This window comes from Actinoplanes missouriensis 431 (genome assembly GCF_000284295.1).
Taxonomy (GTDB): domain Bacteria; phylum Actinomycetota; class Actinomycetes; order Mycobacteriales; family Micromonosporaceae; genus Actinoplanes; species Actinoplanes missouriensis.
Map to the genome: position 1 here is coordinate 2,440,322 of NC_017093.1, position 25,147 is coordinate 2,465,468.

General features: G+C 71.0%; 23 protein-coding genes. 10 read left to right on the forward strand and 13 right to left on the reverse strand.

The features are described from left to right. Positions 1–9: 9 nt before the first annotated feature. From AMIS_RS11605 to AMIS_RS11625, 5 genes are read right to left on the reverse strand one after another with little or no spacing between them, the layout of a single operon-like run. Entirely contained in the window at positions 10–798 is a 789-nt protein-coding gene (locus tag AMIS_RS11605; protein WP_051042455.1) for a carbohydrate ABC transporter permease, read from the reverse strand. Positions 799–817: 19 nt separating this feature from the next. Beyond that, complete coding sequence (locus tag AMIS_RS11610) at positions 818–1,696, reverse strand: carbohydrate ABC transporter permease (RefSeq protein WP_014442464.1); 879 nt, start codon at positions 1,694–1,696, stop codon at positions 818–820. Then, positions 1,696–3,093, reverse strand: coding sequence for an N-acetylglucosamine/diacetylchitobiose ABC transporter substrate-binding protein (ngcE, locus tag AMIS_RS11615; protein ID WP_014442465.1), 1,398 nt, complete (start codon positions 3,091–3,093; stop codon positions 1,696–1,698). The genes AMIS_RS11610 and ngcE overlap by 1 nt, the downstream gene beginning before the upstream one ends. 16 nt (positions 3,094–3,109) lie before the next feature. After that, on the reverse strand, positions 3,110–3,847 hold the full coding sequence (locus AMIS_RS11620; RefSeq protein WP_014442466.1) for a sugar isomerase domain-containing protein: 738 nt from the start codon (positions 3,845–3,847) through the stop codon (positions 3,110–3,112). Continuing rightward, on the reverse strand, positions 3,844–4,749 hold the full coding sequence (locus AMIS_RS11625; RefSeq protein ID WP_041829703.1) for a MurR/RpiR family transcriptional regulator: 906 nt from the start codon (positions 4,747–4,749) through the stop codon (positions 3,844–3,846). Before AMIS_RS11625 ends, AMIS_RS11620 begins: the two co-directional genes overlap by 4 nt. Before the next feature lie 98 nt (positions 4,750–4,847). Between AMIS_RS11625 and AMIS_RS11630 the strand changes: the two genes are divergently transcribed. Both AMIS_RS11630 and AMIS_RS11635 read left to right on the forward strand, forming a co-directional pair. After that, complete coding sequence (locus AMIS_RS11630; protein WP_014442468.1) at positions 4,848–5,759, forward strand: N-acetylglucosamine kinase; 912 nt, start codon at positions 4,848–4,850, stop codon at positions 5,757–5,759. Positions 5,760–5,825: 66 nt separating this feature from the next. Then, positions 5,826–6,704, forward strand: a complete 879-nt coding sequence (locus tag AMIS_RS11635) for an alpha/beta fold hydrolase (RefSeq protein WP_051041918.1) — start codon at positions 5,826–5,828, stop codon at positions 6,702–6,704. On the opposite strand, the gene AMIS_RS11640 is transcribed toward AMIS_RS11635, so the two are convergent. The 7 genes from AMIS_RS11640 to AMIS_RS11665 all read right to left on the reverse strand — a co-directional run bounded on the left by AMIS_RS11640 (position 6,685) and on the right by AMIS_RS11665 (position 17,137). Next, positions 6,685–7,551 carry a hypothetical protein gene (locus AMIS_RS11640; protein ID WP_014442470.1) on the reverse strand — a complete coding sequence of 289 codons (867 nt, stop codon included), beginning with the start codon at positions 7,549–7,551 and terminating at the stop codon, positions 6,685–6,687. The two genes, AMIS_RS11635 and AMIS_RS11640, sit on opposite strands and share 20 nt — an antisense overlap. A 12-nt stretch (positions 7,552–7,563) precedes the next feature. Continuing rightward, the gene (fxsT, locus tag AMIS_RS11645; RefSeq protein ID WP_014442471.1) at positions 7,564–11,559 is read right to left on the reverse strand and encodes an FxSxx-COOH system tetratricopeptide repeat protein; all 3,996 of its coding nucleotides are present in this window, start codon (positions 11,557–11,559) and stop codon (positions 7,564–7,566) included. Continuing rightward, a complete protein-coding gene (locus tag AMIS_RS11650; RefSeq protein WP_014442472.1) occupies positions 11,556–12,608 on the reverse strand; it encodes a hypothetical protein in 1,053 nt (350 codons plus the stop codon). Before AMIS_RS11650 ends, fxsT begins: the two co-directional genes overlap by 4 nt. Positions 12,609–12,772: 164 nt before the next feature. Then, entirely contained in the window at positions 12,773–13,591 is an 819-nt protein-coding gene (locus tag AMIS_RS11655; RefSeq protein WP_014442473.1) for an aminoglycoside N(3)-acetyltransferase, read from the reverse strand. Continuing rightward, a complete protein-coding gene (locus tag AMIS_RS11660; RefSeq protein ID WP_014442474.1) occupies positions 13,588–15,900 on the reverse strand; it encodes an FxsB family cyclophane-forming radical SAM/SPASM peptide maturase in 2,313 nt (770 codons plus the stop codon). Before AMIS_RS11660 ends, AMIS_RS11655 begins: the two co-directional genes overlap by 4 nt. After that, entirely contained in the window at positions 15,900–16,073 is a 174-nt protein-coding gene (fxsA, locus tag AMIS_RS41180; RefSeq protein ID WP_014442475.1) for an FxSxx-COOH cyclophane-containing RiPP peptide, read from the reverse strand. Before fxsA ends, AMIS_RS11660 begins: the two co-directional genes overlap by 1 nt. A gap of 53 nt (positions 16,074–16,126) precedes the next feature. Further along, complete coding sequence (locus AMIS_RS11665; RefSeq protein WP_014442476.1) at positions 16,127–17,137, reverse strand: DMT family transporter; 1,011 nt, start codon at positions 17,135–17,137, stop codon at positions 16,127–16,129. A 73-nt stretch (positions 17,138–17,210) separates the two neighbouring features. On the opposite strand from AMIS_RS11665, the gene AMIS_RS11670 reads away from it, so the two are divergent. From AMIS_RS11670 to AMIS_RS11700, 8 genes are all read left to right on the forward strand, one after another. Further along, positions 17,211–18,116, forward strand: a complete 906-nt coding sequence (locus AMIS_RS11670) for a LysR family transcriptional regulator (protein ID WP_014442477.1) — start codon at positions 17,211–17,213, stop codon at positions 18,114–18,116. Beyond that, on the forward strand, positions 18,113–18,679 hold the full coding sequence (locus AMIS_RS11675) for an HD domain-containing protein (RefSeq protein ID WP_014442478.1): 567 nt from the start codon (positions 18,113–18,115) through the stop codon (positions 18,677–18,679). The genes AMIS_RS11670 and AMIS_RS11675 overlap by 4 nt, the downstream gene beginning before the upstream one ends. Before the next feature lie 109 nt (positions 18,680–18,788). Next, positions 18,789–20,138: an FAD-dependent oxidoreductase gene (locus AMIS_RS11680; protein ID WP_014442479.1), complete on the forward strand. Its 1,350-nt coding sequence runs from the start codon at positions 18,789–18,791 to the stop codon at positions 20,136–20,138. Between the two features lie 60 nt (positions 20,139–20,198). Beyond that, on the forward strand, positions 20,199–20,636 hold the full coding sequence (locus tag AMIS_RS11685; RefSeq protein ID WP_014442480.1) for a hypothetical protein: 438 nt from the start codon (positions 20,199–20,201) through the stop codon (positions 20,634–20,636). A 46-nt stretch (positions 20,637–20,682) separates the two neighbouring features. Next, on the forward strand, positions 20,683–21,318 hold the full coding sequence (locus tag AMIS_RS11690; protein WP_014442481.1) for a TetR/AcrR family transcriptional regulator: 636 nt from the start codon (positions 20,683–20,685) through the stop codon (positions 21,316–21,318). Then, positions 21,315–21,779 carry an acyl-CoA thioesterase gene (locus AMIS_RS11695; protein WP_014442482.1) on the forward strand — a complete coding sequence of 155 codons (465 nt, stop codon included), beginning with the start codon at positions 21,315–21,317 and terminating at the stop codon, positions 21,777–21,779. The genes AMIS_RS11690 and AMIS_RS11695 overlap by 4 nt, the downstream gene beginning before the upstream one ends. A 1,417-nt stretch (positions 21,780–23,196) precedes the next feature. After that, positions 23,197–23,364, forward strand: coding sequence for a sulfotransferase (locus AMIS_RS44965; RefSeq protein WP_172666578.1), 168 nt, complete (start codon positions 23,197–23,199; stop codon positions 23,362–23,364). 68 nt (positions 23,365–23,432) lie between these two features. Next, positions 23,433–23,948, forward strand: coding sequence for a hypothetical protein (locus AMIS_RS11700; RefSeq protein WP_041829704.1), 516 nt, complete (start codon positions 23,433–23,435; stop codon positions 23,946–23,948). 54 nt (positions 23,949–24,002) lie between these two features. Here the strand turns inward: AMIS_RS11700 and AMIS_RS11705 are convergent, their stop codons facing one another. Then, positions 24,003–25,133 carry an acyl-CoA dehydrogenase family protein gene (locus AMIS_RS11705; RefSeq protein ID WP_197538001.1) on the reverse strand — a complete coding sequence of 377 codons (1,131 nt, stop codon included), beginning with the start codon at positions 25,131–25,133 and terminating at the stop codon, positions 24,003–24,005. Positions 25,134–25,147: the final 14 nt, after the last annotated feature.

Here is a 25,147-nt window from a genome sequence, read left to right on the forward strand (position 1 = left end):
AGGAGGGGGTTACCGGACCGCTCCGGCGGTCATTCCGGCGCGGATGTGCCTTTGGAACGCGACGTAGGCGACGAGCACCGGCAGCATCGCGATGGTCATGCCGGCGAACAGGCCACTCCAGTCGCTGCGGTAGCCCTGGCTGACCGACAGGGCGGCCAGACCCTGCGCCAGGACGTACCGGTCCGGGTCGGGGTTGAGAACCAGGGGGAGCAGGTATTGGTTCCAGAGCCCGAGGAAATTGAAGATGCCGACCGCGACGAGACCGGGCCGGGCGAGCGGGAGCATGACGCGGAAGAAGACCGCGCCGTGGGAGCAGCCGTCGAGGAACGCCGCTTCGGCGACCTCGCCGGGCAGGGTGCGGAAGAACGCGTGCAGGAAGAAGACGGTGAACGGCACGGCGTAGGCGCTGTAGACCAGGATCAGACCGGGGTACGTGCCGAGCAGCCCCAGCTGGCGTACCACGAAGAAGAGCGGCACCAGGGCAAGGAAGACCGGGAAGAACATGGCCGCGACGAACGTGTGGTAGACGATCCGGTTGCCCCGGAACGGGTACCGGGCCAGCGCGTAGGCGACGAGCGAGCCGAGCAGCATGGTCAGCACCAGAGCGCCGCCGACCACGATCATGCTGTTCAGGAAGTACCGCCCGATGCTCGCCGCGGTCCACGCCCGTGCCCAGTTGTCGAAGCGCGGCGAGGACGGCGGCGCCCACGGCGAGTTGAGGATCTCCTCGTCGGTCTTCAGCGAGCTGACCACCGCCCAGATCAGCGGCAACGCGGTGACCACGGCCCACGAGAACATCGCCAGGTGCGCCAACGGGTTACGCCGGTTCACGATCACGCCCCCACCGCAGGGCCAGCACCGCGAAGGTCAGCGCCGCGAAGAACAGCGCCACCCCCATGGCGGTGGCATAGCCGAACTTCCCGTAGGTGAACGCGGTCCGGTACAGCGACAACCCGACCACCTCGGTCGCCCCGTCGGGACCGCCCGGCCCGACGGTCATCACCTGGACCAGCACGAACCCGTCGAGGGCCACGATGCCGAGGTAGACGAAGGCGACCTGCACGCTTTCCCGGACCAGCGGCAGCGTGACCCCGCGGAACGTCGCCCATTCCCCGGCGCCGTCCAGCCTCGCCGCCTCGAACAGCTCGCGGGGGATCCCGTCGATCGCGGCGCGGAACAGCACCACGTAGAACCCGACCGACGACCAGACGATCACCGCCATGACCGCGGGCAGCGCGAGCGACGGCTCGGCGAGCCAGCTGCGCGCCACCGACGACAGGCCCAGCGCGCGCAGCCCGGAGTTGAGCAGCCCGGTGTTCGGGTTGTAGACGAAACCCCACAACACCGCGATGATCACCAGCGACAGCATCTGCGGAAAGAAATAGACGATCTGGTACGCCGTCGAACCCTTCCGCGTCGACAGCATGTTCGCCAGGAACAGCCCGACGGCGATGGTGGCGGCCGGCACGACGAGCAGCATCACGGCGTTGTTGCGTACCGCGTCGAGGAAGAGTCCGTCGCCGCCGAGGCGGACGAAGTTGTCCACCCCGACGTAGTGCGCCGCGCCGGCCACCCCGGTCCAGTCGGTGAGGGACAGGTAGAAGGCCTGGGCGTACGGGGAGAGCACGAACACGACGTGCAGGGCCAGCGCCGGCCCGAGCGCGGCGAGCAGGAACCGCCACCGGCCGTGTCGCATCAGCGGGTGTACTTGACGACGGTGGAGTCCTTGGCGAGCGAGTCCGACGCCTTCTGGATCCGGGTGGACCAGTCGGCGACGCTGATCCGCCGATTGACGAGCTCTCCGGTGGCGTCGTCGACGGCTTTCGCGAGCGGGGCGTACCACGTACGGAATCGGTAGTTGAAAGCGTCGCCGCCGGCGGCCTGGACGGCGTCGCGCACCGATCCCAATCCGCTGGAGAGCGTCAATCCGTCGGTGGCGCCGGCGACGGCCGGAAGGGTGGAGTTCGCGGCGGCGAAGGAGGCGGCCGATCCTCTGCTGAAAAGGATCCGCAGGTATTCCATTCCGCCCGCGGGATTCTGCGCGGCGGACGGGACCAGGAACGATTCGCTGCTCGCCGCCTGTACCGCTGTCGCGGGGAGCGCCCCGGACGCCGGCACGACGCCCATCACCATGTCGAAACCGGCCGGCGTGACCGATTTCTGCTCCGCCTCCAGCCATGAGCCGCAGGGGATGAAGGCGGCCTTCCGCTGACACCACGCGGCCTGCGCCTCGGTGTGCGACAGCGCCTCCGAGCCGGACATGACGTAGCCCTTGCCGGCCAGTTCGGCGAACGCGGTGGCGGCCTCGGTGAGTCCGGGCTGCTTCCAGGCGTCCGGGGCGAGGTTGTCGACGGCCTTCACCAGGTCCAGCCCGCCGATCTTGGCGGCCATCGTGAGTAGCGGGTCGTTGATGTACTCCGGGTACTTGCCCTGGTAGGTCCAGGGCGCGACGCCGGACTTCCGGATCTCCGCGCAGAGCGTGATCATCTCCGCCCAGGACGAGGGATAGGTCCAGCCGCGCTCCGCGAAGAGGGCCTTGGAGTACCAGAGACCCCAGACCGTGTAGGTGAAGTTCAGCGCGACCGTGCTGCCACCGAACGTGCCGTCCGCCACGACGCCGGGCAGCAGGGTGTCGCGCACGGACTTGCCACTCTGATCGAAAGCGGGCGCGTCGAGCAGTTCCGACAGGTCGGTGAGCTGCTTCGCGGCGACCAGGGTGGCGATGTCGAGCCGGCCCGCGCCGGTGTTGTCGACGACGTCCGGTGGGTCACCGGCGACGAATCGCGGCTGCATGGCCTCGCCGACCTTCTGCAGGCCCTTGTGGTCGATCTCGGCGGCCGGATAGCGCTGTTGGTACGTGGACTCCGCGGCGATGGCGTACTCGTCGCCGTACCCCCCTTTGAAGACGACCACCTCGAGCGGCGCGTCGGCCTTGACCCCCAGCGGGTTGTCGGCGCTCTTGGCGCCGGACGGCGCGTCGCCGCCGGAGGAGGGCGGCCCGGACGACGTGACGCACCCGCCGAGCAGGGGAATGGTGAGAGCGGCGGTTCCGGCCGTGGTGAGTATGCTTCTTCGTCGGATGGAAGGGTTCATCAGCTGGGCTCTCCTTCTATGCGGTACGCCGGATGCGCCCGGCGTACCGCGCCTCGAGTTCCGCGTTGTGTTCCTTACCGCCGGGCACGTTGTCCGACAGGTAGACGGGCGGCGTCACACCCGCCGCGAGCAGGCGGTCCACCACCTCGATGACGATCTGCTGCGCCAGCAGCGCGGCGGTGATCGACGAGACCGCGCCGACCGCCCCGCCACCGGGCAGCGGCAACGCGGCGTCGCCGTAGGGCGCCCCGTTGTCCAGCGTCACGTCCGCGATCTCGCCGAGCTTGCGCCCGCTCGGATGCCGCGACTCCACGCCGGACGAGTGCGCCGCCGACGTGATCGCGATGAGCGGGTGGCCGTGCTCCTTGACCAGCAGGGCCATCTCCACGACGGCGCCGTTGATGCCGGAATTGGAGGCGATGACGAACGCGTCGTCCGGCTTGACCGGGGCGAGCGCGTAGAGCCGGTGAGCGATCCCGGTGTCGCGTTCCACGGCCGGGCCGGCGAGCACGTCGAGCGGGTCGCCGCCGTAGAGGACGATGTCGCGCAGCGCGATCCGGTTCGTCGGGACCAGGCCGCCGGCCCGCCCGGCGATCTCCATGGCGAGCGCCTCGGAGTGGCCGCAGCCGAACGCCTGGATCACGCCGCCGTTGATGATCGACGTGGTGAGCAGCGCGGCGGCGCGGCCCTTGAGGTCGCTCTGACCACGACCGACGCGGTCGATCAGCTCCTCGATTGCGGTGAGATAGTTCATGATCCCCTTCGTTTGCGGCTCGGCATCTTCTCGGGCAGCCGGTGCGCGTCCACGGCCCGGACCGTGAGCTCCAGGGCGTCGGCGGTGCGCTCGTAGGTGCGCTGCGCCACCGCCACGTAGATCAGGTCCAGCACCAGGAGTTGCGAGTGCAGGGCGGAGAGCGCGGCCAGCCGGAACGTGGTCTCCAGCACCGACGTGGTGAACACGACGTCGGCGACCTCGGCGAGCGGCGACCGGTTGAAGCTGGTCACCGCGACGGTGAGCGCGCCGTGGTCGGCGGCCTCGGCCAGGGTCTCGATCACCTCCCGGGTGCGGCCGGAGTGCGACAACCCGATCGCGACGTCGCCGGGGAGCAGCAGGGCCGCGTTGGTCAGCGCGGTGTGGCTGTCCTGGCGGTGCCAGACCGGCACCCGGATGCGCTCCAGGCGGAACGCCATCTCGCGGGCCGCGGTGCCGCTGCTGCCGAGGCCGAAGATCTCGACGCGCTGGGCGCCGGCGATCGCGGCGGCAGTCGTCTCGAGATCTTCGGTGCGCACCGAGGCCGCGGTGTTCTGGATGGCCCGGGTGTCGGCCGCGGCGACCACGCTCAGCACCTGGTCGAGCGAGTCTGACGGCGCGATGTCGCCGCTGATGTCGGTCTCCCAGCGGGCCTGCTCGGCGCGCCCGGTCTCGGTGGCGACGGCGACCCGCAGGCTCGCATAGCCCTTGAACCCCAGCGTGCGGCTGAACCGGGTGACCGTCGCCGTCGACGTCCCGGACCGCTCGGCGAGATCCACGATGCTGGCGTGCGCCGCCGTCTCCGGGTCGGCCAGGATCGTCTCGGCGATCCGGCTCAGCGCCTCCGGCATCTGCGGACCCTCGATGCGCAGCCGTCCGAGCAGCCCGCCGCTCTCACCCGACATGTGTGTGGACCTCATTTTCATCAGTTGCTGTTGCTGATGAAAATTACGACCGTCGACATGTCTAGTCAACAATGAATTTCCGTGTTTCGATCCGTGGCATGGATCTCGTTGTGGGCGTCGACGCCGGCGGCACCGCGTCCCGTGCGGTCGTCGCCACCCTGTCCGGCCGGGTGATCGGCCGCGGCCGGGCCGGCCCCGGCAACCCGGTCTCGGCCGGCCCGGACGCGGTCCCGGCGATCGCGGCGGCGATCCGGGAGGCGCTGACCGGAGTGGACCCGGGCGCGGTCACCGCCGGCGTGCTCGGCCTGGCCGGCACGTCCGCCTGCGCCGATCCGGCGTTCACCACGGCCCTCGACCGGGCCTGGGCGGCGGCCGGGCTGACCGGACCGTGGCGGGTGGTGGGCGACGCGGTCACCGCGTTCGCGGCCGGCACCGACGCGCCTTCCGGTGCGGTGCTGATCGCCGGGACGGGAGCGGTCGCGGCCGAAATTCAAGATCATTCTTGTGTACGGGTGACCGACGGTCTCGGCTGGCTCCTCGGTGACCTGGGCTCGGGGCACTGGCTCGGTCTGGCCGCCCTGCGCGCCGCCGTCCGCTCCTGGTCATCGGAGTTCGCCGTCGCGGTGGCCGCGGCGACCGGCGTCCCCGACCGGGACCGGCTGATCCACTGGGCGCAGCGCCTGCCGCACGCCGAGATCGCCGGGCTGGCCCCGCTGGTCTGCGCCTGGGCCCGCGCGGCCGACCCGCACGCGGTCTCCATCGTGGACGAGGCGGTGGGTCATCTGGTCACGACGCTCGGCGAGCTGGGCCCGGCCGGTCCGGTGGTGCTGGCCGGAAGCCTGCTGACCAACGACACCCCGGTCCGGGGCGGCGTGCTGGGGGCGTTGCGGTCCCGCGGGGTGGCCGCCCTGACCAGCCGTGATCCGGCCGCGGCGGCGGCCTGGCTGGCGATGGCGGCCCGGTCGCCGGACGCACACGCCGCCCTGCTGGGTCTTCATTCGCGTGCGTAACGCGTCCGGGGCGTCCGGCGGCGATTACCATCGATGGAGCGCGGGTCCTCCGCCGGACATTCGGGGATGAGGAAGGCCTTGGTGACTCGGTTTGAGGTGGGTGTCGGCGACCGGGTTCTCGCAGTCCAGGTGGCCGGCGCCGGGGACGGGCGGCCGGTCTTCCTGCTGCACGGCACGCCCGGCTCGGGCTCCGGTCCGCGCCCCCGCAGCAGCGTGCTCTACCGGCAGGGCATCCGGCTGATCAGTTACGACCGCCCGGGTTACGGCGGATCCACCCGCCTGCCGAACCGGCGGGTCGTCGACGCCGCCTCCGACGTCCGGGCGATCGCCGACGGGCTGGATCTGAAACGGTTCGCCGTGGTCGGCCGCTCCGGTGGCGGCCCGCACGCGCTGGCCTGCGCCGCCGTGCTGCCGCACCGGGTCGAGCGGGCCGCCGTGCTGGTCGGGCTGGCGCCGTGGGACGCCGCCGACCTGAACTGGTACGAGGGGATGGCCGACGAGAACGCCAGCAAACACGTGGCCGCCGACCGCGGCACCGCCGAGGCCATGCACGAGCTGCGGGCGCTGGCCGAGCAGACCGCCGCCGACCCGAAGAGTCTCATCGAGGCGCTGCGGACCCAGATGTCCGGGCCGGACCTGCGGTTCATGCAGAGCGTGCACTACCGCCGCCTGCTGACCAAGAGCTACGCGGACGCGCTGCGCGACGGGCCGTACGGCTGGCTCGACGACATCCTGGCGTTCCGCCGGGACTGGGGTTTCGCGCTCGACACCATCGTGCCGCCGGTCCGGTTGTGGCACGGCGCGCACGACACGTTCTCGCCGGCCAGCCACAGCCGGTGGCTGGCCCAGCGGATCCCTCGATCCGAGGTGCACGTTCAGCACGACGCGGCTCACTTCGGCGCCATGGAGGTGCTGCCCCGGATCCTCAAGTGGCTGGCGGCCTGACGCCGTTCACCCACGGGTCGGTGCGCCCGGGCGGCAGCGGCCCGGCCGACCCGGCGAACGCCTCCAGTTCACGGCAGAGTTGCAGCAGGTGGTCGACGCTGTGCAGGTGGACGATGGCGACCTCGCGCAGGCGGGCCACCCGGTTCGGGTTGGGCACACCCCGGCCCAGCTCCTGGTGCCCGGTGGTCATGATCTGCCGCTGGTGCCGGAGGGCGGACTCCAGCTCGTTCCAGATCCGCTCGAACCGGGCCGACTCGGTGGTCGGCTCGCCGTTGCGGACCCGCTCGCTGAGCAGCGTGCGCAGATGGTTGCCTTCGATCCGCAGCGGCGTCACCACCCGCTCGTAGAACAACCACTGGTGACTGTCCATCAGCGCCTGCAGCAGCTTGGCCGACTTCTGGGCCTGCTCCGGGTCGAGGAGCCGGCCGTTCACCACCTTGGCCGCCTCCACGAACGTGTTCGTCGACGCGCTCACCTCCTCGACCAGCTCCTCGACGTACTCGCTGGTGATCCGGACCGACTCGGTGAGCTGTTTCAGCGCGGCGTCGTACCGGGCGTCCAGCCGGGTCCGCTCCAGCTCCTTGACCTGGTAATCGGTCAGCCTCGTAATGATCACCAGGGCGAGCGGCAGCGCGAACAGCCCACAGGTCAGCTCGGCCAGGATGTTCGTGACGAACTGCAGGCCGCCCCACCGGTCCTGGATGTCCGCGATGATCGCCAGGATCACCGCGAGCAGGCCGAGACCCCACAGCCAGTACGCGAACCGGCGCAGTACCGGCGGCGCGGTCCGCCAGGCCGAGGAGATCAGGGAAGGGATGGTGCTCTCGGGGTTCTCCCGGTTCCGCATGGGCGCCCGTTCCTAGAACTGGTGTGGGTCGATGATCCGGTACAGGTAGCGGCGCCGGTCCAGGCCACTGACGATCGGATGGACCGCGCCGAGCCGGAGGACCACCCGCTCGCGCAGCGCGGCCAGCCGCTCGTCGGCCGACTCCAGGTCGAGCGCCTCCTCGACCAGGGCGAGGTTCGCCTCGTGCCGGAACGTGTTGGGGTGGTCCGGTCCGAACACGTTGCGGATGTCGGCGGCGATCGACAGCAGCATCTCGCGTGCCGCCTCCGGCCCGGCGCCACCCTCGGACGGCTCGGCCTCGCAGATCGCCAGGTTCATCTGCGCGGACAGCGTGTACGGATGATCCGGTCGCAGCACCTCGATCAGTTCCGGCACCGTCGGCCGGATCCACGCCCGGGCCTTCTCCAGGTCACCGAGCCGGCGTTCGGCGATGGCCAGGTCGTTGCGGCAGACCAGGGTGTACGGGTGCCGGTCGCCGAGTTTGCGCGTCCAGAAGTTGTGGATCTCCAGGAGCTCGGCCACCGCCTTGTCGCCCTCGTTCGCGCTGTGCAGGGTCAGCGCGCGGCTGAACCGGCAGCTGACCGTCTCCGGGTTCTCGTCGCCGAACAGCAGCAGGAGCCGGTCGTACGCCTCGTTGTGCAGTTGCAGCGCCTCCGGGATCCGCCCGATGCTGCGCAGCGAGACCGCGTAGTTGGACTTGGTGGTGAGCGACGACCGGGAGTCCGGGCCGCGGGTCTCCACCAGATCGTCGAGGGTCTGCTTGAGCAGGGCCGCTGACCGCTCGAAGTCGCCGGCGTCGCGCCAGTCCCGGGCCAGGCAGGCGGCCGTGCCGAGGGTCCAGAGGTTGGTCTCGCCGTTGACCTCCCGGCGCCGCAGCCACGCCTCCTCGTCGTGCTGCCCGGCCAGCTTGAACCGGCCCATCAGCCGGTACGAGACGGCCAGGTTGTTCTGCGCGGCCAGGGTGCGGGGGAAGTTGTCGCCGTACTGGTCCTGCCAGGACCGGTACGTGTCGATGTCGATGTCCAGGGCCTCCGGGTACCGGCCCAGACCGCGCAGGTCGGCCGCGTAGCTGCCCCGGGTCATCAGGGTGTGCGGGTGGCTCGGGCCGAGCAGGCGCTCCTGCTCGGCCAGCACCTGCTCGTCGACCTCCAGCGAGGCCTGGAACTCGCCCAGGTCGCGGAGCAGGTTGGCCAGGTTGAACCGCAGCTGGAGCAACTGCTGGCGCAGCACGTCCGCCTGCTCCGGGTCGGTCGTCCGCTCGAGCTGCTCCTCCCAGATCCGGGCCACCCGCTCGGCCCGGTTGCGGCCGGTGACCAGGTCGGCCTGCACGTAGTAGTACCGGATGCGGTCGATCATCAGCTGGCGGACGGCCTCGTCGGTGCTGTTCACCGCGTCGGACGCGTCCAGGTGCGGCCAGATCATCCGGAACCGGGGCCAGTGCTCGGCGTCCTCGACCTCGCCCTCGGGCCGGGCCTTGGCCAGCACCTGGTGCACCTGGCGCCGGGCCTCGGCCCGCTCCTGTTCGGTCATCCGGTCCCGGACCGCGTCCTGCACCACCTGGTGGATCAGGATCTGGCCGCTGCGGTCGCTGCTGCCCGGCGAGCTGGGCCGCTGGTCCAGCCGTAGCAGCGCCAGCCGGTTGATCTGCTGGACCAGCGCGCCGCGCAGCATCCGCTCGGAGACGGCCGGGTTGTGCGGCTTCAGGAACTCCGCCATCTGGTCGCTGTAGACCAGGTCGAGCGATATCTCCGGGGCCAGCACGCTGCACAGCTGGAAGAGCCGGTACGCGGCCCGGTCCCGCTCGCGCAGCCGGTTCAGCGACAGGTCCCAGGTCCGGGCGATCGGCCGCCCGGTCGTGTCGACCAGCGCGGCGCTCGGGCCCTCGGCCTGGATCTGCTCGAGGTACTGCTCGACCGGGGTGTTCGACTCGTCGAGCAGCGCGGCGGCCGCGGCGATCGCGATCGGCAGGTCGTCGAGCTGCTCCGCGACCAGCCCGGCGTCGTGCTCCTCGATGCCCCGGACCCGCTGCATCAGGTGGTCGATGCTCTCGGCCCGGGTGAACACGTCGACCTGCACCGGCTGGGTCTGGTCGCCCCAGGACATGTTCCGCGACGTGATCAGGACATGCGCGGAACCGTGCGGCAGGTACTCGACGATCGCGTCCGGCTCCTCCGCGTTGTCCAGGATCAGCAGGTACCGCCGCTTGTCCCGGCCGAGTTCCTGCACCACCGCCCGGGCGAACTCCCGGCCGGACTGCTCGGACTGCAGGCGCATCCGCCCGCCGAGCTCGCGCAGGGCGTTCTGCAGGTTCTCCTCGCTGTCCGCCTTCAGCCACGCCACCACGTCGTACGCGGTGCGGTAGCGGTGGGCGTACTCCAGCGCCATCTGCGTCTTGCCGACGCCTCCCATGCCCTGCAGAGCGACCGCCTGGGTGCCGTACAGCACCACCGCCGCCCCGGAGCGCAGCCGCCCGCGCAGGTCCCGCAGCCCGGCCTCGCGGCCGGTGAAGCGGGCGTTGCGGGCCGGCAGGTTGACCACCAGATCCGGTTCCTCGCCGGGGTACCGTGGCGCACCGGCCAGCACCACGTCGAGGTCGCCGGCGGGCCGGCCGATGAGCTTGAGAATCTCCTCGGCCGCGGCCGCGCCGTCCAGCCCGGCGATGAAGGCCGAGCTGGTGTTGGGGATGCTCCGCCACGGCGTGATGTCGGCCGTGTAGACGGCCCGCAGGCCCGGGTCCGGGGTGAACGCGCCCGGCGTGCCGGTGAAGTAATCGGTGCCCTCGGCCCGGGAGATGATCTTCAGATGCTGGGCGTCGGGCATCTGGTCCTTCTCGCCGGTCTCCCCGGCGGCGTGCACCACCCGCAGCCCGGCCGCGCGCAGCAGGTGCTCCACCCACTCCAGCCACACCTGGTCGAGGCCGGACCCGGAGAGCAGCACGGCGTCGGCCTCGGAGAACGGCTTGCGCTCGAACCGGGTGACGACCTGCTGGCGGAGGACCGGGTTCAGCGGCGGCAGCGCCTTGACCAGGCCCTCGGTGATGTGCGAGGCCAGGGCCTCGTACGCGCTGAGCAGCGTCCCGTTGGCGCCGGGCGCGTCGCCGAACGTCGCCAGCGTCTCCTCGTACGCGTAATACGCCTGGTACGGCACCTCGACGCCGTGCCAGTACGCCCGCCGGCGCGCCTCGTCGAGGCCGCGCGGCAGGTCGGCGAACTCCCGCATCGCGACCGTCCGCCCGGTCTCGGCCTTGCGCTTCTCGGCCGGGTCGACCCGCATCGGCACCGGCAGCACCCGGATGTCACGGGGGCTGTCGAGCTGCCGGGCCATCCGGGCCGCGCCCTCGATGCCCTGGTCGCTGAAGGTGAAGCAGTCGACCAGCACGTCCGGCAGCTGGCCGGTGCAGATGCCGGCGATGTCGCTGTGCCCGGTCCGGCTGTCGATCAGGGTGAAGTCGTACCGGTCCTTCATGTCGGCGCGCATCGCGTCGAAGAACTGGCCGCCGCCCCGCTCCTCGTAGAACTCGTCCCACTTGATCTGGCTGAGCCCGCCGTCGTAGTTCGGGTTCTGCTGGCCGGCGGAGAGGAAGTCCAGGGTGCCGCCGGCCGGGAAGTGGCTCCAGTCCAGCGAGAAGGAGTGCTGCTGGACGCTGGCGTACCCGGGGAGCCGGGCCGGGTCCCAGTGCTCCTCGGACGACTCCCACTCGTACCGGTTGATCATGTCGACCACACCGCCGGTGCTGGCCAGGAACCGCGGGCCCATGAACGGCGCGAAGTACCGGTGCAGGCCCGGCGACTCCAGGTCCCAGTCGACGGCGAGGACCCGGTACCCGTTCGCGGCCAGGATCCAGGCGACGTTGGCGAGGGCCATGGTCCGGCCGGTGCCACCCTTGTACGAGTAGAACGTGATGACCTGTCCGTTACGCCCTCGGGAGGTGCCGGCACCTCCGCCGCGCTGTGGCGCCGACGCCTCGGTGGCGGCTGAGCCGGCTGATCCGCTCGCAAGCTCGCTCATGGCAAGTCCCCCCATGGTCCTCTCGAACGCCTGCTGCGAAGGAAGTTCCGGCGGGCCTTGATGACCGCCTCGTCGATGGCCCGCTGGAACTCCCGGGCATCCCGGGCGATCTGCACACCGTTGCGCGTCATCGCCCGCGCCTGGGCGACCAGCTCGTGCGACCGGTCGTCGCCGTCCGGCCGGATCACCATCACCATCACCACCGTCATCCAGGACGGCATGTCCCGCAGCATCCCCTCGGCGATCAGCCGGGACGGCGGGTCGTCGAGCACCGCCGCGTCGAGCAGCAGCACGCCCGCGGTGTCGTGGAACCCGTTGACCGATCCGGGCGCGGCCGGGCCGAGCACGATCTCGGGCAGCAGCGACAGCCGCTGGGCGGCGTCCCGGGCCCGGTCGGTCACCCAGCCGACGTCGGTGCCGAACGGCGACCAGTCGACCCCGCGCCCGCGCGGCCGGACCACGGTGATCTGGAACCGCGCGGCCGGCGACCGCCGGGCCGGCATCGGCAGCTCCGGCCGGGTCCGCAGCCAGGGCGGCACCTGGTCCGGGTTCTCGGCCGCGGTCACCAGCCGGTCCGCGAGTTCCTCGATGAGCTGCCGCAACTCTTCGGTGTACGCGCTGAGCCGGCAGATCGCGACCATCCCGTAGTCGCCGTACTCCTGGACCGCCGTGCCCAGCGAGGTGGCCTGGGCGAGGCCGTTCACCCGGCGGGCCGGCAGGTGCGGTTCCCAGAGCACCGGGTGCACGAACGGCATGGTGGCCGGGTCGCCGGGCTGGTACAGCCGGTCACCGAAGTCGGGCGGCGGCTCGTGCAGGAACTCGCGGCTGTAGAGCGGGACGAGGACGCGTACCGACGGGATGCCGGCTTCCAGCGCCCACCGGGCGTCGCCGGCGGTGGGGTAGTAGAGGGATCCGCGGCGCAGGCCGTGCGGTGGGTCGGCGCGGCGCCGCACCTCCAGGTCGAGCTGGTGGTAGAAGCCTTCGACCCACTGGTTGGGTATCGACGTGCGCGCATGGATCAGCGCGAAGTAGTAGTCAGGCGCTGACAACGGTCGAGACCCGGTCAGGTGCCCGGAGGGCGGGCGGGGTTCTCTCAGCGCGCAACGTCTGCTCCGATCCCTGATCTCGTCACGATCCGGAGTTCAGCGTAATGCTCCGATTCCACTGTGTCACCGACGCGTGTCGATATCGGAAATGGCGAGATAAAGACGGATCAATGACGATGGGTGGAGAACCACTCCTGCGCCGCGTCCACCGCCGGCACCAGCGGGAACAGGTGAGCGGTGGCGTCACCCACCTGTCCGGTGGTCGCCCAGGAGTGCCGGAGGAGATCCTTCCCGGCCGTGCCGAAATCGCCGTCGTCGAGCTTGAGCGCCGCGAACCGCCGCAGCTCGCGCCGATCATTCTCGGTCACGAAGCAGGAGTACTCCATGATCGCGCCAGGCCGCGGGAACCGGTCCGCGGCCCGGTATTCGGCGAGGTGCAGCGCGGTGCACTTCTCGACGCCGACGCCGAGCAGCAGGATCGAGGTGTCGCCCCGGTAGAGCGCGCCCAGCGGGGACCGCTCGCCCAGATGGCAGTCCAGGTCGTGCACCGCCACGATCCCCGCGGCGGCCGGCCCGAGCGCGGCGAACGAGGTCTGCGGGTGCCGGCTGCGCAGCGCGCCCGGATGCGCCCGGACGTGCTCGGCGAAGCCGCCGACGCCGTACGACGGGGTGGTGTCCGGGTCGAAGCCGGGCATCGCCGCCACATAGCGGTCCCGGTCGGCGTCGCTCAGACCGGCCGTGGCCGCGCGGTACACCGGGCTGGTCAGCGAGTTGTTCGGGGTCTGGGCCGGCACCACGATCGTGGTGCCCGGGCCGCACACCTCGCGCAGCGCGGCGAGCAGGGTGGCCGGGCCGCCCTCGATCCAGCCGATCCGGCGCATCGAGCAGTGCACCAGCAGGGCGCCGCCGGCCGGCGTGTCCTTGCCCACCCCGAGCGCGATCAGGTCGGCGACCAGGGCGGCGCGGGTCACGACCGGGCCGGTCATGAGTCCCAGGACCGGATCGTCGCGGCCATCCGGTCGACGAACGCGGCGCCCAGCGGGGTCAGCGCGCCGGTCTCGCGCAGCGCGGCGACGGCGTCGACGGTCCACCGGTGGTACATCGCGTACAGCTCGGGGGCGCGGGGGTCGTGGCCGACCCGGCGGCGCCAGACGTCGGCCACCGCGGCGTGCGCGTAGACGCCCTGCAGCGCGGCCTCGACCGGCCGGCTCTCGGTCTTCCAGCCGACCGTGATCCGGGCGTCCGAGTCCGGGTCGTGCAGGTCGTACAGGTCGAGCAGTGCGCCCAGCTTGGCGTGCTGGAACTCGTGCACCAGCAGGACCGCGAGCTCGGCCGGCCCGACCGGCACGGCGGAGAGCGAACCGAACGCGTCCATCGCCGTGGAGGCCCGTTGCCGCCCGGCCGGATCCGGCTCCAACGGCATGATCACTTTCAGTCCGGCGCGCAGGGCCGGGGCGTACTCCGGCAACTCCACGTCGATCAGGCGCCAGGCCGCGGTCAGCGAGTCCCGCCACTGCGCCACGGCCTGGTCGTCCAGCCGCGCCGCCGGGGTCCACCCGTGGCAGTCCCGGGCCGGGTCCCCGTCCTCGATCCGGACGCTCCAGCCGTCCCGCGCGATGTGCCGGGCCGGTTGCCAGTGCGCGGTCGAACCGGGCTGGGACAGGTCGACGGTGAGCACCACCCCGTCCGGTCCGGTGAGCCGCAGCTTGCCCGGGTCGGCGGCGATCCGGGCGGGCGCGGTGACCGGCTCCGGCCAGTACAGCGTGCCGACCGTGGGCAGCGTGACCACGCCCTGCTCGATCCGGACGTCGGTCTCCACCGGCACGCTCGCGTGCACGGCCGCCGCGGCGGCGAGCCCACCCAGGTACGGCAGCCCGGCGGCGTCGCCGGTCCGCAGCATGCCGACCGCCCAGGCCCGCACGTACGGATGCGCGAGCACGTGCCGGACCGCGCCGGCGTGCCCCTCCTCCAGCTCGGTGAGCGCCCGCCAGCCGGCCGTCTCGCCGTGCTGCTCGACCGCGGCGACGACCAGTGCCCGGGTGACCGCGTGCTGCTGCCCGGTCAGCCAGGCGATGGTCGCCTCGTCGCCGAAGCCGGACGCGATCTGGTCGATCACGTCGGCCGGTCCGGTCTCCCCGGGTTTCGCGTCAGCCTGGTGCATCCGGGTCTCCTCGTTGGTCCGGTCGATCAGGACGCGCAGGTCCGCGCAGTACACCGACGGGTTGTCGAAGCCGTGGCCGGCGCGGAACCGGTGGGCGTAGAGGCCGCCGGCGCACTGCTGGACGACCGGGCAGGACCGGCAGATCTCGTTGAGGCCGGCGACGCCCCGCTGCCGGACCGCGATCGGGCGCAGCCGGGAGACCTCGTCGACGGGGTGGGTGAGCACGCTGAGGCCGGTCGCGGGCGCGCCGTCGTACGCGGTCTTCACCGAGTCGGCCTGCTCGTACTCGCCGCCGGTCTCGATCACCACCATGTCGACGGTGTCGGCACCGAGCTGCTCGCTGCCGCTCCGCCCGCCCCGCGCGGTGGAGTGCAGGCCGTCGAAGAGCCGGATCCGCATCGGGCGGCCGTCGGCCAGCCAGCGGCGGTGGATCACGGAGAGCCAGGTCGCGTACGGCGTGGGGTCGCCGTCCGGGCGCGGCGGCGGGTTCTCCCAGGTGGCGTGGGGGAGCAGGAAGTCGACGGCGGGGGGCCGCTCGGCCAGGAGCGCCTCGTAGACCCGGTCCGGGGAGTTGCGGATGTCGATCGTGCAGAGCAGCCCGGCGTAGAGCTCGCGGTAGGCCGGGGTGCGCAGCAGGGCGAGCGCGGCCTGGACCTGGTCGAAGCTGCCCGCGCCGTTCGCGAATCTCCGGTGCCGGTCGTTGGCCTCGCGGTCGCCGTCGAGCGAGACCCCGACCCGGACACCGTGGCGCTTGAGCACGTCACCGGTCGCCGGGTTGAAGCGCACGCCGTTCGTCTGCATGGTCAGCGAGAGCCGGGTGACCTTCTCGATCGGCGTCCGGATCTCGGTGATCAGCCGGTCGAGCCCGGCCGGCCCGAGGAGCAGGGGCTCACCACCGTGCACGACGACCCGGACGCGGGGCAGCTCCCACCGGGCCGCGTGCTCGGCGATCCGGCGGGCCGCGGCCCGGGCGACGTCGGCCGACATGGCCCGGGCCTTGGTCATCCAGCTCTGGTCGGCGTGCTCATAGACGTAGCAATGGTCGCACTTCAGGTCGCACCGGCCGTGGACCTTCAGAACGAACTGGCTCAGCGGATGCGCCCCGCCGGCCTCATCGCCCGCCCGGGCGGGCATCAGTGTGCGGACTGGAAGGCGGCCACATCCAGCCGTTTGAGAAGGGACTCCTTGTCGACGATCCGGCGGACCACGCGGCTGGCGTGCTCGGCCCGGATCTCCCGTAGCGGAGTCTCATTGATGACGGCCAGCGGCCCGACCATGTTGTCCGGGGTCGCGACTTCGGTGTTCACGATATCTCCAGGTCATATCAGGTTCAGGGTCTCGCGACCGGCCTGCGCAGTCGTTAACTGATTTTGCGCCGGAATGGTTTCGGTTGGGTTTTGTGACGGATTCCGTACTCTGCGCCACCCGTCATCGTCCCATAGGCCATCCAGCGTGGTTCCCACTTCGAGAATCGCGCTGATGATAGTGAACCGGCGGGCCGCGCGATACGGCCAGTTCTCCTTTGGAGGATAACGACCGACGAGAGCACCAGCAGACCGCCCGTGAGCTGCGTGATCGTCAGGGTCTCACCGAGCAGGGCGGCCGCCAGCGCGGTCGTCACCACCGGCTCGGCGGTGGAGAGGATGGCCGCGGTCGAGGGGCCGGTCCGGCGTAGACCGGCGAAGAACGCGACGATCGGCAGCACTGTGGAGACCAGCACGATGCCGGTCAGCCACAACCAGCCGTCCGCCCGGAAATCGAGACCGACCCCGCCGGCGACCAGTGCCCGGACCGCGAGCGCGGCGGCCGCGCCGGTCAGCACCAGGGTGGTCAGCCGGACCGGCGGCATCCGTCGCACGACCCGGTCCGAGCACAGGATGTAGCCGGTGTAGGTCAGCGCCGACCCGAACGCCAGGGCCACCCCGGTGCCGTCGATCGCCACGCCGCCCGCGCCGAGCAGCACCAGCAGCACCCCGGCCGACGCGGCGAGCAGCGCGACCACCTTGCCGCCGGTCAGCCGGTCCCGGCCCAGGGCCACCGCGGTCACCGTCACCAGCAGGGGATACAGATAGAAGACCAGGGACAGCAGCGAGGCGTCCATCCGCTGCAGGGCCTCGAAATACAGGGTCGCCTGGGCCGCGTACCCGAGGGCACCCAGGCCGAGTGCCGCGGCCAGAAGCGTCCCGGGGGTCTTGGTCCTGACCTCGGGCCGGCGGCGGAGGAGGGGGAACGAGGCCAGCAGCAGCGCGGCCAGACCGAAACGGACCAGGAGCAGGGTGTCCGGCGAGACGCCCGCCTCGAACGCGAGCTTGCCGAAGACGCCGAGCGCGCCGAAACAGACCGCGGAGAGCAGGCAGAGAGTGGGACCCATGAGGGCAAGCTTCGGCCCGCTGATTCGTCACGTCCAGTGACGATTCCTGGAGCTGATTGTTTAGGATTTGTGCATGGAGCTGCGTCGCCTGCGCTTTCTCCGTGAGTTCGAGGTGCGCGGCACGCTCGGCGCGGTCGCGACGGCCCTCGGCTACAGCCCGTCCGCCGTCTCGCAACAGCTCGCGCTCCTGGAGAAGGAGGTCGGCGCCCGGCTGCTGGAGAAAGCGGGCCGCGGCGTGCGCCTCACCGACGCGGGGCGGATCCTGGCGAGCCACGCGGGTGTCCTTCTCGCTGCCGCCGACGCGGCAGCGGCGGATCTCGCGGCCCACACCGATGAGGTACGGGGTACCGTGCGCGCCAGTGGACTCCAGTCAGCCGCGCGCCGCCTGCTGGTTCCCGCGGTGTCCCGGGTCGCGGCCGCCTTCCCCGGGATCCGTGCCGAGGTCTTCGAACTGGAGCTCGAGGCGGCCCTGCCCGAGCTGCGCCTCGGCGCGATCGACCTGCTGATCAGCGACGAGTACGACGGCCATCCCCGCCCGCGCCCGGCCGGCCTGCGGTTCGCGGTGCTGCACGCCGAGGAGCTGAAACTGGTGCTCCCGGCGGCCCACCCGCTCGCCGCCCCGGGCGGCCCGGTGCCGATCGCCGCGCTGCGTGCCGAGGTCTGGGTCGCGACCAGCGCGGGCACCGGCCACCACGCCATGGTCGTCGGCACCTGTCGCGCGCTCGGCGGCTTCGACCCGGACCTGCGGCACCTCTGCTACGACGCGGAGGTGCAGCTGGAGCTGGTCCGGCGGGCCGGCGCGGTGGCGCTGCTGCCCGAGCTGACACTGCCCGCCGGGGACCCGGCGGTGGCGGTCCGGGACGTGGCCGAGCAGAGCCTGGGCCGGCGCCTCTTCGTGGTCACCCGGGAGGGGCCGCAGACGCCGGCCCTGACCACCTTCCTGACCGTTCTGACCGACGTGGCATCGTCACTGCGGTGATTCCGACCGAGACACAGATCCGTGCCATGCACCGCGAGGCCGCGCCGAGCCGGGAGGCGTTCGCGTCGGTCTGGACGCACTGCCGGATCGTCTGGTCGATCGCCTCGCAGCTCATGCCCCCGGACCTCGATGGGGATCTGGTGCGGGCCGGGTGCCTGTTGCACGACATCGGGGTGTACCGGCTGGCTGCGGACGACCCCTACGTCAGGCACGGGGTGCTCGGCGAGGAGCTGGCGCGCGACCTCGGTCTGCCGGAGGTGCTCAGCCGGTTCTGCTCGCACCACACCGGTGTCGGGATCACCGCCGCGGACGTGACAGCGCAGGGGCTGCCGTTGCCGGTGGCGGACTACCTGGCCGAATCCGCCGAGGAACGACTCGTGATGTATGCGGACAAATTCCACAGCAAATCGACGCCGCCGTCATTCGTGACCAGTGACACATTCGTGGTCGCCGTGAGTCGCTTCGGTGCGGACAAGCCCGCTCGTTTCGACGCTCTCACCAGGGAGTTCGGTCAGCCTAACCTTACTCCGCTGGTGAGTGAGTTCGGCCATTCTGTCCGGTAATGGGCCGGTTCGGGACCGTGAGATCGACTTGATCTCAACCTAGGTTCAAGTTTTAGAGTCTTGCCGTTTCCTTTGATCATCGGCGAGAGCGCGAGTGAGGGATTTATCTATGGATCGCCCCCTGCGGGTTGCCGTCATCGGTGCCGGCCCGGCCGGTATCTATGCGGCCGACCACTTGATCAAGGCTTCGGAAACGGTCACCGTCGACATTTTCGACAAGCTGCCCACCCCCTACGGCCTGATCCGGTACGGCGTCGCGCCTGACCACCCGCGGATCAAGGAGATCGTCAACGCTCTCACCCGGATCCTGAACAACGAGCGGATCCGGTTCATCGGCAACGTCGCGTACGGCACCGACGTCAAGCCCGAGGAGCTCAGCCGCTTCTACGACGCGACGGTCATCGCGACCGGCGCCGAGAAGGACCGCGCCCTCGACATCCCCGGCATCGACCTGCAGGGCAGCTTCGGCGCCGCCGACTTCGCGTCCTGGTACAACGGGCACCCCGACGTGCCGCGCGAGTGGCCGCTGGAGGCCAAGGAGGTCGCCGTCATCGGCGCCGGAAACGTCGCCATCGACGTGGCCCGGATCCTCGCGAAGACGGCCGACGAGCTGCTGGTCACCGAGATCCCGGAGAACGTCTACCAGGGACTGAAGGCCAGCCCGGTCACCGACGTGCACCTGTTCTCCCGGCGCGGCCCGGCCCAGGTCAAGTTCACCCCGCAGGAGCTGCGCGAACTCGACCACTCGCCGAACGTCGAGGTGATCATCCACCCCGAGGGCATCGAGTTCGACGAGGGCAGCCTCGAGGCGATGCGGCAGACCCGGCACGTCAAGATGTGCGTGGACATCCTGCAGAACTGGGCCGTGCGCGACCCGCGGGACCGCCCGCGCCGCCTGCACCTGTACTTCCTGCAGGCCCCGGTCGAGGTGCTCGGCGAGGACGGCAAGGTCGTCGGCCTGCGGACCGAGACCCAGGAGCTGACCGGCGACGGCTGGGTCCGCGGCACCGGCGAGTTCACCGACTGGCCGGTCCAGGCCGTCTACCGGGCCGTCGGCTACCTCAGCACCGCGCTGCCGGACCTGCCGTTCGACACCAAGACCGGCACCATCCCGCACCAGGCCGGCCGGATCCTCGACCTCGACGGCGAGCACATCCCCGGCATGTACACGACCGGCTGGATCAAGCGCGGCCCGGTCGGCCTCATCGGCCACACCAAGGGTGACGCCAACGAGACCGTGCAGAGCCTGCTCGAGGACGTCGAGAAGCTGCCGGCGCCGGTCGACCCCACGCACGAGGGTGTCCTCGAGTACCTGCGCGGGCGCGGCCTGGAGATCACCGACTGGGAGGGCTGGCAGAAGCTGGACGCCCACGAGGTGACCCTGGGTGAGCCGCACGGGCGTAAGCGCATCAAGGTCGTGGCGCGCGACGAGATGACCGGCATCTGCAACGCGGTCTGAGTTTCATCCGAAGGGAGGCCGGCGTGATCGTGCGCCGGCCTTTCTGGGTATCCGGAGCGGGTGAGCTCACCCCGTACCGTCGCTGTTGAAGATCTTGGGGCTTGGCTGCTCAAGGGGAACGCGGACCACGTCGACCTGCGCGGACGATTCTCGGTCGAGCCGCACGTCGAGCGGTGGTGCGTGCAGCCCAGCTATCGGCTCGGCCTGATGCGGGCCGGGCAGCCGGTGCTCTTCTGGGGTAGCGGCAGCCGGCGGCGCGACATCGCGTACGGCATCTGGGGAGCTGGGCGGCTGACCGGCCCGGCCCGGCGTGACGGTGACGGCTGGGAAGTGCCGCTGGACCTGACCATCGCCCCGCCGGACGCGTGGATCCCGCGGTCGGTGATCCGTTCCCATGGGGTTTTGGCTGATCTCGAGGTGCTCCGGCAGCCGCAGGGGTCGAACCCGTCGTTCGTCACGGCGCGCGAATACGCCGTGATCACGTCCCTCCTGGCGTGACCGTCGTTATATTTACGAACGGTCGGTCGTTTTGTAGCGTGGGGTCATGACGCAGGACGGCCGGCTGGTGCGAGGCGAGCGGACCCGTGCCGCCGTGCTCGACCAGGCGCTGCTGCTCGCCACCGTCAACGGGCTCGACGGGCTGTCACTCAGCCAGGTCGCCGACGCGCTCGGGGTCAGCAAGTCCGGCCTTTTCGCGCACTGGCGGTCCAAGGAAGCCCTGCAACTCGCCGTGATCGACCACGCCCGCGCGCAGTGGACCGACCTGGTCGTCGCGCCGGCCCGAGACCAGCCCGCCGGGGTCCGGCGGCTCTGGGCGGCGCACGACAGCCGGCTCGCGTTCTACGAGTCCGGGGTGCTGCCCGGCGGCTGCTTCTTCGCCAACGCGCACTTCGAGTTCAACGCCCGTCCCGGCGTGATCCGCGACCGTCTCGCCGCCGAGTTGCGCGACTGGATGGCGTTCCTGACCAGGACCGCCACCGACGCGCTCACCCTCGGCGAGGTGCGCGCCGGCGTGAGCCCGGACAGCCTGGCCTACCACACCGAATCCCTCGGGGTCTGCGCCGTGATGCAGGCGCCGGTGCTCGGGACCGGACCGACGTTCCGGCAGGCCCGCCAGGCGCTGCTGGACCACCTGCGCTCGATCACCACGAATCCCACGATCCTTCCGGAGCTGCCATGACCACCGTGACCGAACCCGCCGCCGCCCCCTCCGTGTCCTACGGCGCCACGGTGCACATCCCGGTCCACTTCGACGACCTCGACGCCATGGGCATGCTGCACAACTCGCGGTACGCGGTCCTGGTCGAGCGCGCCGTCTCCCTCTGGTGGGCCGAGCGCGGCGTCTCCTTCTCCGGCGGGCGCCCCACCACGCCGGACGCCTTCAACGTGGTCCGCGAATACGGCATCACCTTCCACCGCCCGGTCCTCGGCACCGGCGACATCACCATCCACTTCTGGCTCGACACGATCGGCACGACCAGCGCCGCATACGGCTTCCGGGTCATCTCCACGGACGCCACCACGGTCTTCGCCGAGGGCCGCCGCGTGAACGTGCGCCTGAACCCGGCCACGATGCGCCCCGAGCCCTGGACGGACCACGCTCGAGGCCTGGCCGCCACGATCCTCCGCCCCGAGGCCTGACCCCGGGCGGCGCGCTTCCCTCACCGACCGCGCCGCCCCACCCGCCTGACCCGTGGGCGGCGCGCTTCCCTTACCGGTCGTGCCGTCTCACCCGCCTGACCCGTGGGCGGCGCGCCTCCTCACCGGCCGTGCCGTCTCACCGCCCGACCCCGGGCGGCGCGCCTTCCCCCATCGGCCGCGCCGTCCCGCCCGGCGGCGCGCCAACCGCCAGTGGCGCGCCGCCTTTCCCGCGCCGCCCCCACGGTGGCCATTCCGCGCTGCTTCCTCGGCCGTGGCGTCGCCCTTCCCGGCCGTTTCTCGCGCCGCTCGCCCCGCACCGTTTCTCGCGCCGCTCGCCCCGCACGGTTTCTCGCGCCGCCCTCACGCGGCCTTCCCGCCAGCGGCGCGCCGCCCTCCCGCCACGCTCTTGGTGATTTGCGCACGCACGTCATCGACGACAGGACGTGCCGCTGATCGACTGAACTCGGCACACCGCCATATCGGCTACACCCGTAGGGGGTGTAGCTACATCAGCAGTGGGTGAGGCAGCAAACGGGATACCTTCCGCGAGCCCGATACCGAGCCGTCGCTGGATCGACTCTGCCGAATGTCGTGCATTTTTCGCGGAGGCGATCGCTCGTCATTGTTCCGATTTTTACATAGTCTGACACGGTATTCAGAGGCGGGGAAGGGTGAATTGTAGTTGCCACGCGCCCATTTCGGTGGCCTGGAATGCGGACTCCAGCCAGTGAGGCGGTGGGCCGGACTCCGCTGGACGCGCGCAACTCTCCCCTGTCGGCGGCGATTGTGGCGATCACCCGGTTCACTGCGCCGGGGGCGAGGCGGCGCGAGCTCTGCCGTCACGATTGCGCTCTCTCGGTTGCCGTCCTTGTCAGGGACGTGAGCTGCACTTGTCACGCCCTCGATGGCAGCACGCGAGGGCTTCGGTGCGAAGGGCTCACCCTCCTCCCGGTCACGTGACTCCGTGCTGGGCTGACTCGCGTCGCTGAGCGGCGTTTCGTGACCGATTCGCGGAGTCCCCGGCGACGGGCAGACGCGAGCCTCGGCATGCTCCTCCGCTTCTCGTAACTGGCGCAGGCGCCGCGCGTGGCGTTGCGCGAGGCCCCATGAGCGGTGTCGCTCGTGCTCGCGCCGGAACTCCTCGGCCGCCGGAGAATAATTGCGGCGCAGCGTCCGATCCCGAAGATGCCGGGTGGGAAACAAGGAAAGCTGAGCCATCCCCCAATAGTCCTCGCCTTGCTGTCACTCGACGAATTATCCGTCCAATCTTTCACATCGCGGAATGTTTGCCAATCAGCTTTGGTGATCCGCTGGACCGGCATCCCCAAATAGCCGCTGCTGAACTTGGCGGCGCAGTATTACGCCTTTCTGTCGTTGGTGAAGCGCGCATACCTGGCGTCCTGGCACATCGGAGAGTTTGGGGAACCGCCCACGGCTGAAATATCGGCGGCGGGCGTTTAGGCGCCGCGACGGCGTTGGATCGGTTGGGCGACGGACTCCCCGCGAGGGCTGGGCACCTCTGTGCCGTGCACTCGGCGTCACCGAACCGGACGAGCCGTTCCCTCATCTCAACCGGCGGTCGTGAGAAACATCGACGTCGGGAGCGTCCACGGCGCACCTGTCGTGTGCATCCCCGTTCTACTGTCGAATCCGATGATGCCGATGTCGCAGTCCGCGCTGCTGATCCGCGCTCGCGCCGTGCGTGTCCTGGCCTGTGCCGCGCTGGTGCTGATGGTCTCCGCCTGCTCGGCCGACCCCTTGCCGCAACCACCCGCACCGCCCGGGGCGATCGGAGTGGAGGACATCGCTCTGGACCCCATGACCCGCGAGGAGAACAGGCGCTTCTACAACGCGTACATCGACCTGGTCCCCTGGCTGCGGGAGAACTACGAGCCTCCGTGGGAACTCAGTACGTGGTACCGCTTGCCTCCGGACACCACGTGGGAGTCGATCGAGGAACACTACGAGGTGGCGCTCGGCCCCGACTGGACAGTTGACGACAGATATCAATATCCCCGTCACACCCTGGATGGGGCGACCGACTTGTCGGACCGTCACGCGCGGGTGTGGAGCAACGACGACCGGGCGGTGGCGATCATGGTGAACCCGGGCGACGCCGGCAGCGGCCCGATTCTCCACGTGCTGCTGCCGGAAGAGAAACGCCGGTAGGCCGCCTGCCGGCTTCGCGCGTCGCCGGTGGTGTCTCGGGTCAGTAGGCTCGGGTCAGTAGGCGAGGCCTCCCGGGTTGCCGAGCAGCGCTGCACCGTACCCTCCGAGCCACCCCTCCGCCGCGGCCGCGTGCTGGCTGAACGTGTGCATGTCGCGGAAGCGCCGCTGGATCGGTGAGGTGTCCCGCGCCGCCTGGCCGCCGCCCGCGCGGTAGCAGGTGTCCACGACGGACAATGCCGCGTCGGTGACCCAGGTCAGGGTTGCGGAGACGCGCGGGCCGATCGCGGCGAGGCCGGCCGGGTCGGTGGAGCAGAGCTCCCACAGCTCGCCGGCCGTCGTCGCGAGCAGGGCACGGGCGGCGCGCAGGGTGAGGTCGGCGCGGCCCAGCTGGACCTGGAAGAGCTGGGTGTCGGCCAGGCGGGTCTTCGCGTAGAGCCGCTGCTTGCCGCCGGCGGCCAGGGCCGTCGTGGCGTCCAGCGCGCCCTGGGCGATGCCTGTCGCGACGGCGCCGAGGTGCAGGACGAAGTGCATGAGCGGTGCCACGAACGCCGGGCCGGGGATCGACGGGACGCCGGCGAACAGGTCGAACGTGTGCTCGGCCGGCACGTGCACGCCGCTGATCTCGACGTCGTGCGAGCCGGTGCCGAGCAGGCCCAGCACCTGCCAGGTGTCGATGATCCGGGCCTGCGAGGCGGGGACCAGCGCGGAGCGGGTCTGCGGCGGCTCGCCGATCGGGGTGAGCAGGCAGTTCCCGAAGATCCAGTCGGCGTGGGTGCTGCCGCTGCCGAACGCCCAGCGGCCGTCGACCAGGTAGCCGTCCGGGGTGGGCGTGGCCGTGCCCTGCGGGCTGAAGCCACCGGCCACGATCACGTCGGGGCCGGACGAGTACATCTTGTCGAAGGTCTCCCGGTCCAGGCACGCGAGCAGCTGCGGCGTCTCGGAGCCGATCATCACGGTCCAGCCGACGGCGGGCTCGGCGGTGGCGAGCTGCTCCAGGACCGCCATGCCGGTGCGCAGGTCGGCCTCGTGACCACCGTGGGACCGGGGCACGAACATCCGGAAGAAGCCCGCCGCTTTCAGCTCGGCGACCAGATCGGCCGGCAGTTGCCGGGCGGAGTCCAGCTCGGCGGCCCGGGCCTGCAGGGACGGCGTCAGCTCGCGGGCGCGGCGTACCAGGTCGTGCATGTCTACCCCCATGA

What these genes read in the sequence shown, in the direction of transcription:
- AMIS_RS11610 (WP_014442464.1), bottom strand. Translation starts at nt 1,696, where the DNA reads ATGCGACACGGCCGGTGGCGGTTCCTGCTCGCCGCGCTCGGGCCGGCG.
- AMIS_RS11695 (WP_014442482.1), top strand. Translation starts at nt 21,315, where the DNA reads ATGACCACCGTGACCGAACCCGCCGCCGCCCCCTCCGTGTCCTACGGC.
- AMIS_RS11690 (WP_014442481.1), top strand. Translation starts at nt 20,683, where the DNA reads ATGACGCAGGACGGCCGGCTGGTGCGAGGCGAGCGGACCCGTGCCGCC.
- AMIS_RS11640 (WP_014442470.1), bottom strand. Translation starts at nt 7,551, where the DNA reads ATGCGGAACCGGGAGAACCCCGAGAGCACCATCCCTTCCCTGATCTCC.
- AMIS_RS11605 (WP_051042455.1), bottom strand. Translation starts at nt 798, where the DNA reads ATGTTCTCGTGGGCCGTGGTCACCGCGTTGCCGCTGATCTGGGCGGTG.
- AMIS_RS11660 (WP_014442474.1), bottom strand. Translation starts at nt 15,900, where the DNA reads ATGCCCGCCCGGGCGGGCGATGAGGCCGGCGGGGCGCATCCGCTGAGC.
- AMIS_RS11625 (WP_041829703.1), bottom strand. Translation starts at nt 4,749, where the DNA reads ATGTCGGGTGAGAGCGGCGGGCTGCTCGGACGGCTGCGCATCGAGGGT.
- AMIS_RS11670 (WP_014442477.1), top strand. Translation starts at nt 17,211, where the DNA reads ATGGAGCTGCGTCGCCTGCGCTTTCTCCGTGAGTTCGAGGTGCGCGGC.
- AMIS_RS11635 (WP_051041918.1), top strand. Translation starts at nt 5,826, where the DNA reads ATGAGGAAGGCCTTGGTGACTCGGTTTGAGGTGGGTGTCGGCGACCGG.
- ngcE (WP_014442465.1), bottom strand. Translation starts at nt 3,093, where the DNA reads ATGAACCCTTCCATCCGACGAAGAAGCATACTCACCACGGCCGGAACC.
- AMIS_RS11665 (WP_014442476.1), bottom strand. Translation starts at nt 17,137, where the DNA reads ATGGGTCCCACTCTCTGCCTGCTCTCCGCGGTCTGTTTCGGCGCGCTC.
- AMIS_RS11705 (WP_197538001.1), bottom strand. Translation starts at nt 25,133, where the DNA reads ATGCACGACCTGGTACGCCGCGCCCGCGAGCTGACGCCGTCCCTGCAG.
- AMIS_RS11700 (WP_041829704.1), top strand. Translation starts at nt 23,433, where the DNA reads ATGATGCCGATGTCGCAGTCCGCGCTGCTGATCCGCGCTCGCGCCGTG.
- AMIS_RS11630 (WP_014442468.1), top strand. Translation starts at nt 4,848, where the DNA reads ATGGATCTCGTTGTGGGCGTCGACGCCGGCGGCACCGCGTCCCGTGCG.
- AMIS_RS11655 (WP_014442473.1), bottom strand. Translation starts at nt 13,591, where the DNA reads ATGACCGGCCCGGTCGTGACCCGCGCCGCCCTGGTCGCCGACCTGATC.
- fxsT (WP_014442471.1), bottom strand. Translation starts at nt 11,559, where the DNA reads ATGAGCGAGCTTGCGAGCGGATCAGCCGGCTCAGCCGCCACCGAGGCG.
- AMIS_RS11620 (WP_014442466.1), bottom strand. Translation starts at nt 3,847, where the DNA reads ATGAACTATCTCACCGCAATCGAGGAGCTGATCGACCGCGTCGGTCGT.
- AMIS_RS11680 (WP_014442479.1), top strand. Translation starts at nt 18,789, where the DNA reads ATGGATCGCCCCCTGCGGGTTGCCGTCATCGGTGCCGGCCCGGCCGGT.